Consider the following 7,493-nt stretch of genomic DNA (forward strand, 5'->3'; position numbering starts at 1 on the left):
CCGCTGGTTTCTATTTTAGGATTATTAAAACATCCTTTAACCGATAGCGGTTTAGCACAGTTTTTAGAAGATGCTAAAAAGTTTGCATAACACATTCTCTGACGACCTCGTCTGAGAATGTGATTAATGATCAGATGGTGACGTCAGATCATTAAAAATGCCCGGTAAATCTTTTTTTTAAGAGCCCGGCATTTTTACGTTTTTGAATAAATGTCACACGGTTTTAAACCGTCGAGACATTTACCCTTTTTTACGCTTTGATTTGGGAGGTTGCATATCATTCAACAACTGTTCAGTTGTTTTTAAGTTTTCGTCATCGGGTTTTTTCTTTATGTATAAAACAAATTCTTTGTATAAAGCGGGGTTGGTTTTTAAAACCACTTTTATGGTAACTTTTTCAGGAGCAAAATCTTTATCAAGCACCAAACTATTGCCAATAAATTTACCTGCAGATGCTGTAAATAAAATATTGCTGCTGTCTAATGGGCAATACCTGCCATTACTCATAAGCCCATCTACATTAATATAATTGTAAGTACTTTTTTTAAGGCTGTCGGTATAAAGGTTAACATAAATACTGTCTATTTTCTGTGCTTTTGCAGCAAAGGAAATAAGCAATAAAATAGCAGGTAAAATTTTGTACAACTGTTTTGTTTTGTACAAAGATGTAAAAAATTATGCCAGCGTTGCAGCAGGTGGAAAAGATTAATTGTTAAAATTGGTTAACAGGAAGGGGAATTATTTTTGCTGTTTGTAAATTTTTTCCAAAGAGTATTGGGTAACATGGGTTTCAATATTTGTCCCAAATAATTTTCAGGGAATTTTTCTTTAATGCCAAAGTTGTCAGGCTCTTGCGGCGGGCAGGTGTAAGTGCCAAATAATTTATCCATTAAGGGAGAAATGTTAGCATAATTTCCAGCATCTCTTTCAATGTCGTGGTGCCAGTGGTGTAATTCCGGCGAACCAATTAATAATTTTAACGGGCCAATTGATAACCTTACATTAGAATGTATATAAATTGCCCAAATTCCTCTAAATGCTACAACAACTGCCAGAGTTTCTAATTGAAAGCCCATAATAAAAGCGGGAAGATTGATGAGGCCGATCGTATAAATAGAATCAAGCGGATGCTCCCGGTGTGCAGCCAGCCAGTCTAAATGCCCTGTGCTGTGATGCACTTTATGGAACCGCCATAAAAAATCAACTTTATGCTGAAGTCTGTGTCCCCAGTAAATGATTAGATCACTCATAAAAAGCATTTCGATAGCCTGTAACCACACAGGTTGTTTTTTTATAATTAAACTAAAGCCTGCAGGAACAATATTTTGCAGATAAAAATTAAAATAGGTTAATAGCCATAAAACTAATCCGCTCCAAAGCAAGTATTGCCCTAAAAAATAACACAAGTCTAAAATCCAGTTTTTCCGAAATATTTTTTGACCTGGCTTTGCAGGAAATGCTTTTTCCATTGGTATAAAAACTAAAGCCAAAAAAAATAAACTTGCTCCTGTGGCAATTATGGAGTTAAGAAGATTCATAGTGCTTAATTTTTTTTCTTAGAAATCTTTTTTATATCGTATTTGATACTGTCGGGATTAAAATAAATTGTTGATGCTGGAATAATATGTCCCGATTTTGAGCTGCTCATAAAAACAGGAGATTTTACTGGGGCAGGTTTGAATTTTGATTTATTTTTAACCGTATCAAAAAATATAAATTTCCGATCTGTTGCTACCATTGATTTTGACGACGACAATAGTTGCATTTGAGCAGAATCTACTTTTAATATTAGGGAATCCTTTTTTTTGTAATTTACTTTTCCTCCGTTATGGCTGGGTTGTAAATCGGTTTGGCTGGCTGGTAAATAAGTATCAAATTTCCCCATTCGGTACAGTAAAAAGGTAGTAATTAAAAACAAAAAACTTAGTAAGGCGAATGATTTAGTTAATGCAGGTTTCATAATAGTTAGTTATCAGGTTGTTTACTTAAGATGCAAAAAAAAATACGATTGCATAACAGGAAAAGATTTAATTAAATTTGCCAGTCACTTAATAATGTTTTAACTAACTTTCATATAAATAATTTTCTCGTATGCGAATAGAAAACGATATCAAACTGGGCTTTAAAGATGTAATGATCCGCCCTAAACGTTCTACACTAAAATCAAGAGCGGAGGTTTCGCTGCTACGAAAATTTCATTTTCGACATGGTAATAATGATTGGGAAGGTGTACCCATTATTGCCGCAAACATGGATACAGTGGGCACTTTTGAAATGGCTGGTGTTTTGGCAGGGCATCAATTAATTACAGCCGTACATAAACATTATACAGTTGAGGAGTGGAAAAAATTTATTCAATCATCATCTGCCGATATAACCAAGCATATTTGTTTAAGCACGGGCACCTCTAAAGCTGATGCTGAAAAACTGCAGCAAATTATTGCAGCATGCCCATCCCTTCGTTTTATTTGTATTGATGTAGCTAATGGCTACTCCGAAAAATTTGTTGACTTTGTAAAAAAGACAAGAGAAAATTTTCCTGAAAAAATAATAATTGCAGGCAACGTTGTTACAGGAGAAATGGTGGAAGAATTATTATTGGCCGGCGCCGATATTATTAAAGAGGGTATTGGCCCAGGTTCAGTTTGTACAACAAGGGTTAAAACCGGTGTGGGTTATCCGCAGTTGTCTGCCATAATTGAATGTGCCGATGCAGCACATGGCCTGGGCGGACAAATTATTTCGGATGGTGGTTGTAAAGTGCCGGGAGATATTTCAAAAGCATTTGGTGGAGGTGCCGATTTTGTAATGCTGGGTGGTATGCTTGCAGGCCATACCGAAAGTGGAGGCGAACTGGTAGAAGAGGAGAGTGGTAAAAAATTTAAATTATTTTATGGCATGAGCAGTGAAACTGCCATGAATAAATATGCCGGTGGCGTGGCGGAATACAGAGCATCAGAAGGCAAAACTATTAAAATGCCTTTTCGTGGGCCGGTTACTGAAACCATATTGGATATATTGGGTGGCCTGCGTTCTACCTGTACTTATGTTGGCGCATCTTATTTAAAAGAATTAACCAAGCGAACAACTTTTATAAGGGTGCAGGAGCAGCATAATGAATGGTTTGGCGAAGAATAATAAGTGTAATTTAGCAGTATGAAAGTCGCTTTTTTTTCTACCCAGCCTTACGATAAAGAATATTTTGAGCACTGCAATACCCAACACGATATTACATTTTACGAGGTACAGTTAAATGAGCAAACAGTAAATCTTGCAAAGGGTTGCAATGCGGTATGTGCTTTTGTAAACGATCAGCTTAATGCTGCAGTAATAAAATTGCTGGCCGAAATAGGCATAAAAATTATTGCACAGCGATGTGCAGGTTTTAATAATGTAGATCTTGCTGCGGCAGCAGAAAATAATGTTGCAATAGTTAGAGTGCCTGCTTACTCACCACATGCAGTAGCCGAACATGCACTGGCTTTAATAATGACGCTGAACCGCAAAACGCATAAAGCTTATAACCGGGTAAGAGAAGGAAATTTTTCGTTGGACAGGTTAACAGGTTTTGATTTGTTTGGAAAAACAATTGGCATAATTGGTACAGGTAAAATAGGGCAGTGCTTTGCTGATATCATGCTGGGGCTTGGTTGTAAAATACTGGCTTTTGATATTATTGCTAATAAAGATGCAGAAGCAGCAGGTGTACACTATCTGCCATTAATGGATTTGCTTGAGCAAAGCGATATTGTATCATTGCATTGCCCGCTAACTGAGCAAACCAAACATCTTATCAATAAAAATACTTTAAGTGTTATGAAGAATGGCGCTATGCTGATAAATACCAGCCGTGGCGCATTGATTGATACTAAAGCTGCCATTGATGCATTAAAAAAAGGAAAGCTTGGTTATTTAGGCATTGATGTTTATGAACAGGAAGAAAAATTATTCTTTCACGACCTTAGCGAAAATATTATTGAAGATGATGTAATTATGCGGTTGCTGAGTTTTTCGAATGTACTTATTACAGCTCACCAGGGATTTTTAACTCATGAAGCATTAACACAAATAGCAGAAGTTACACTGCAAAATTTAAGTGACTTTGAGGCTGGAAAAAAGTTAATGAATAAAGTATAGTGCCGCCAATTATAAAAAAAATCATTTAAAGCCACTCAGCATTTTTTTCTTCACAACAAAGAACTTAATGTTGTTAGAAAAATCCAGCTATTTTATTTTGCATTTTAATAACAACTTGTAGCAACAAATTTGCCGTATATGTATTTGTAAAACTAAAATACTATGGCAAAAACCTCCGGTTCATTTTCAATATTATTTTTAACTTTTATTTTATTAGCTTCTTCCTGTAAAAAAGAAGATAAATCGCTTGCTGTAAACCTGGTACCCCTGCCTTCGCCTGACAGTACAGCATCTTCAACACAACTCAACCAATCTGCATTTGCAAAAGCGCAGGATTATTATTTATGGAATACACAACTGCCTGCAAGCTTCAATGCTTCTTCGTTTGCGGATCCAAATGCAGTAATGACTGACATCAGGCAATACAGCCGTGAAGCCGGTTTTACAACACCAGTTGACAGGTGGAGTTTTGCCATGAAAAAAACGGAGTGGGATGCTATCAGCGGCGGTTTAAGTACACTGGCAGGCACTGCGGCTGATGATGGAGATTTCGGTATTACCGTTTTCTTCAGGGCCGAAAATGATTTAAGGGTTCGCCTTACAGAGCCAAATTCCTCTGCAGGTGCAGAAGGTATAAAAAGAGGATGGCGCATTACAAAAGTAAACCAAAACACCAATATTAATACTTCAAACATTCCTTTCCTAATTGATAATATTTATAATGCAACTGCTGCTAACATTACATTTGTAAAACCAGATGGCAGCAGTGTTGATGTAGCGCTTACCGCAACAAAATATCCTTTAAAGCAGGTGTATATGGATACCATATACAATACTTCAAATGGCAAAGCCGGTTATTTAGTGTACAATTCGTTTTTAGGCAACCAAAATCAAATTGCAGCAGAATTTGCAAGGGTGTTTAATAAATTTTCATCGGCAGGTGTTACTAATTTAATTGTTGATCTGCGGTATAATGGCGGCGGCTATGTAAGCCTGCAGGAAGAGCTGGCCAATTATATTGTTAATGGTTCGGCAAATGGCAATGTAATGATGAAACAGATGTATAACGCTGCACATACAGCCGAAAATTCAACCAGCAATTTTAAAAAACAGGGTGCTCTAAATATTAATAAAGTGTATTTTATTGTTAGCCGCAGTACAGCATCTGCAAGTGAATTGCTTATCAATAATCTTAAACCTTATATGGATGTAAAAATAGTTGGGCCTTCTAACACCCACGGTAAGCCGGTGGGATATTTTCCAATAGCAGTGGGTGAATGGTATGTTTTCCCCATATCTTTTAAAACAGTAAATAAAAATGGCGAAGGTAATTATTATGCAGGCTTTACACCCGATGCATTAATTGCAGATGGACTGGATAAAGACTGGGGCGATGTTTTAGAAGCAAGCCTGGCAAGCGTATTAAGAAATATTTCATCCAATACTTTTACAAGAGAAGTTGAAGAAACTTACACAGAACCTGTGCTAGTAGGTTTAGGAAACACAGCGCTGGATAAAAACAGTTTAAAAATTACTGTAGATAAAAGATAAAGCAGCATTTAAAATACAGCGCCAGTTTATGTACCCGATTTTATGGTTTTGGAATGCCTTCGTGAACAATTTCTCCATGTACAATATTTAATCCCTTCTTTAAATCTTTATTTAATTCGCAGGCCTTTTGCCATCCTGCTGCGGCAATTTTTAAAACATAAGGCAGTGTAACATTGGTGAGTGCTAAAGTTGAAGTGTAGGGAACCGCACCGGGCATATTGGTAACACAGTAATGCACCACATCATCAATTATGTAGGTGGGATGCTCATGCGTTGTGGGTTTAGTGGTTTCAAAACAACCACCCTGGTCAACTGCAACATCTACCATTACTGTTCCCGGGTTCATCTCCTTCAACATATCTTTTGTAATTAACTTGGGCGCTTTGCCACCGGTAACCAACACCGCACCAACAATAAGGTCGTGTGTTTTAATATGTTTTCTAATATTGTATTCGCTGGAGAATTCTGTAACCACATGGCTTGGCATAACATCATTTACATAACGCAGCCGTTTCATACTAATATCCAAAATAGTTACATGTGCACCAAGGCCTGCAGCCATTTTAGCTGCCTGAATACCCACAACACCGGCACCCAGTACCAGCACTTTCCCCGGCGGTACTCCCGGAACGCCACCTAATAAAATGCCTCTTCCTTTAATTGGTTTTTCTAAATATTTTGCGCCCTGCTGTATGGCCATTCTTCCTGCCACTTCCGACATTGGGGTGAGTAAAGGCAATGTGCCATCTTCATCCTCAACAGTTTCATAAGCAATACAAACAGCTTTGCTGCCAATCATTGCATGTGTAAGCTCTTTGCTGGAAGCAAAATGGAAATAAGTAAACAGAATTTGGTTTTCTTTTATCAAATGATATTCTTCATCTATTGGTTCTTTCACCTTAACTATCATATCACTTACAGCATATACTTCATCAATTTTTTTAAGTAGAGTAGCACCTGCAACTGCATAATCTTCATCAAAAAAACCACTGCCAAGCCCTGCATTAGTTTGTACATAAACGGTGTGATTATTTTTCACTAATTCAAAGACGCCGGCGGGAGTAATGCCAACCCTGTTTTCATTGTTTTTTATTTCTTTTGGTACGCCTATTTTCATAATTTGGGTAAATATTAGTTCAGCAAATATATATTTATTTACCTAAAATACTGACTTATTTTTCAATTTTATTGCAATTATATTAATATTATATTTTTAATTAAACTCAATTTCACTAATTAGTTTTAATTGTCTTGAGGTAATAATTTCATTTTTTGAGGAATTAGTTTCTCAATTGTATTTTGTTTCTCTGCTTACACAGCTATACTTAATTTGGACGGCCTTTTGTTTATTAACTGGCAAACGTTTTAATATGAAAAGGAGAAAGTTAATAACTGCTATTTTAATTTTATTTACAATTCCAGTTTTTTCGCAACAATACGATCCATCACTGATACCTTACCGGCAGGGTAATTTATGGGGCTATGCAAACCCTGATAAAACTATTGCCATTAAACCGGCTTATGCAGAAACCACCTGGTTTGTAGCAGGATTAGCCGCTGTAAAAAAAGGAAAACTGTATGGCTATATAAACAAACAGGGTAAATTGGTAATACCTTTTAAATTTTACAGTGCCAAACCATTTATGTATGGCTATTTTGATAATAAAGGAAAGCATACAGCAGGCGGTAAACTGGTAAAAAATGAGGACACTGTTTTATTTGCAGGCGCATCTTTAAAACCAAACGGTAACGAAGTATGTATTGATACAAAAGGACGCACCATGTCTAAATGCCCTGCTATAAAT

Annotated in this window: 8 protein-coding genes; 4 read left to right on the top strand and 4 right to left on the bottom strand. The window is 36.6% G+C overall.

Features of this window, described 5'->3' with window-relative positions; genetic code table 11:
* Nucleotides 1-240: 240 nt before the first annotated feature.
* The 3 genes from ACY651_RS14545 to ACY651_RS14555 form a co-directional block, all read right to left on the bottom strand.
* Nucleotides 241-645, bottom strand: a complete 405-nt coding sequence (locus ACY651_RS14545) for a hypothetical protein (RefSeq protein WP_462254006.1) — start codon at nt 643-645, stop codon at nt 241-243.
* Nucleotides 646-722: 77 nt separating this feature from the next.
* Nucleotides 723-1,538, bottom strand: a complete 816-nt coding sequence (locus ACY651_RS14550) for a sterol desaturase family protein (RefSeq protein WP_462254008.1) — start codon at nt 1,536-1,538, stop codon at nt 723-725.
* Nucleotides 1,539-1,543: 5 nt separating this feature from the next.
* Entirely contained in the window at nt 1,544-1,960 is a 417-nt protein-coding gene (locus ACY651_RS14555; protein WP_462254010.1) for a hypothetical protein, read from the bottom strand.
* 131 nt (nt 1,961-2,091) lie between these two features.
* Here ACY651_RS14555 and ACY651_RS14560 point away from each other — a divergent pair, with 131 nt between their 5' ends.
* The 3 genes from ACY651_RS14560 to ACY651_RS14570 all read left to right on the top strand — a co-directional run bounded on the left by ACY651_RS14560 (nt 2,092) and on the right by ACY651_RS14570 (nt 5,688).
* The gene (locus ACY651_RS14560) at nt 2,092-3,138 is read left to right on the top strand and encodes a GMP reductase (protein ID WP_462254012.1); all 1,047 of its coding nucleotides are present in this window, start codon (nt 2,092-2,094) and stop codon (nt 3,136-3,138) included.
* An 18-nt stretch (nt 3,139-3,156) separates the two neighbouring features.
* The gene (locus ACY651_RS14565; RefSeq protein WP_462254014.1) at nt 3,157-4,137 is read left to right on the top strand and encodes a 2-hydroxyacid dehydrogenase; all 981 of its coding nucleotides are present in this window, start codon (nt 3,157-3,159) and stop codon (nt 4,135-4,137) included.
* Between the two features lie 162 nt (nt 4,138-4,299).
* Nucleotides 4,300-5,688 (top strand): S41 family peptidase, encoded by a 1,389-nt coding sequence (locus tag ACY651_RS14570; RefSeq protein WP_462254016.1) that lies wholly within the window; start codon nt 4,300-4,302, stop codon nt 5,686-5,688.
* 40 nt (nt 5,689-5,728) lie between these two features.
* On the opposite strand, the gene ald is transcribed toward ACY651_RS14570, so the two are convergent.
* Entirely contained in the window at nt 5,729-6,805 is a 1,077-nt protein-coding gene (gene ald, locus ACY651_RS14575; protein WP_462254018.1) for an alanine dehydrogenase, read from the bottom strand.
* A gap of 253 nt (nt 6,806-7,058) precedes the next feature.
* Between ald and ACY651_RS14580 the strand changes: the two genes are divergently transcribed.
* On the top strand, nt 7,059-7,493 hold a 435-nt coding region (locus ACY651_RS14580; protein ID WP_462254020.1), incomplete at its 3' end, for a WG repeat-containing protein.

The sequence above is a fragment of the Ferruginibacter sp. genome (assembly GCF_031391665.1).
In the GTDB taxonomy this organism is placed as follows: Bacteria; Bacteroidota; Bacteroidia; order Chitinophagales; family Chitinophagaceae; genus Ferruginibacter.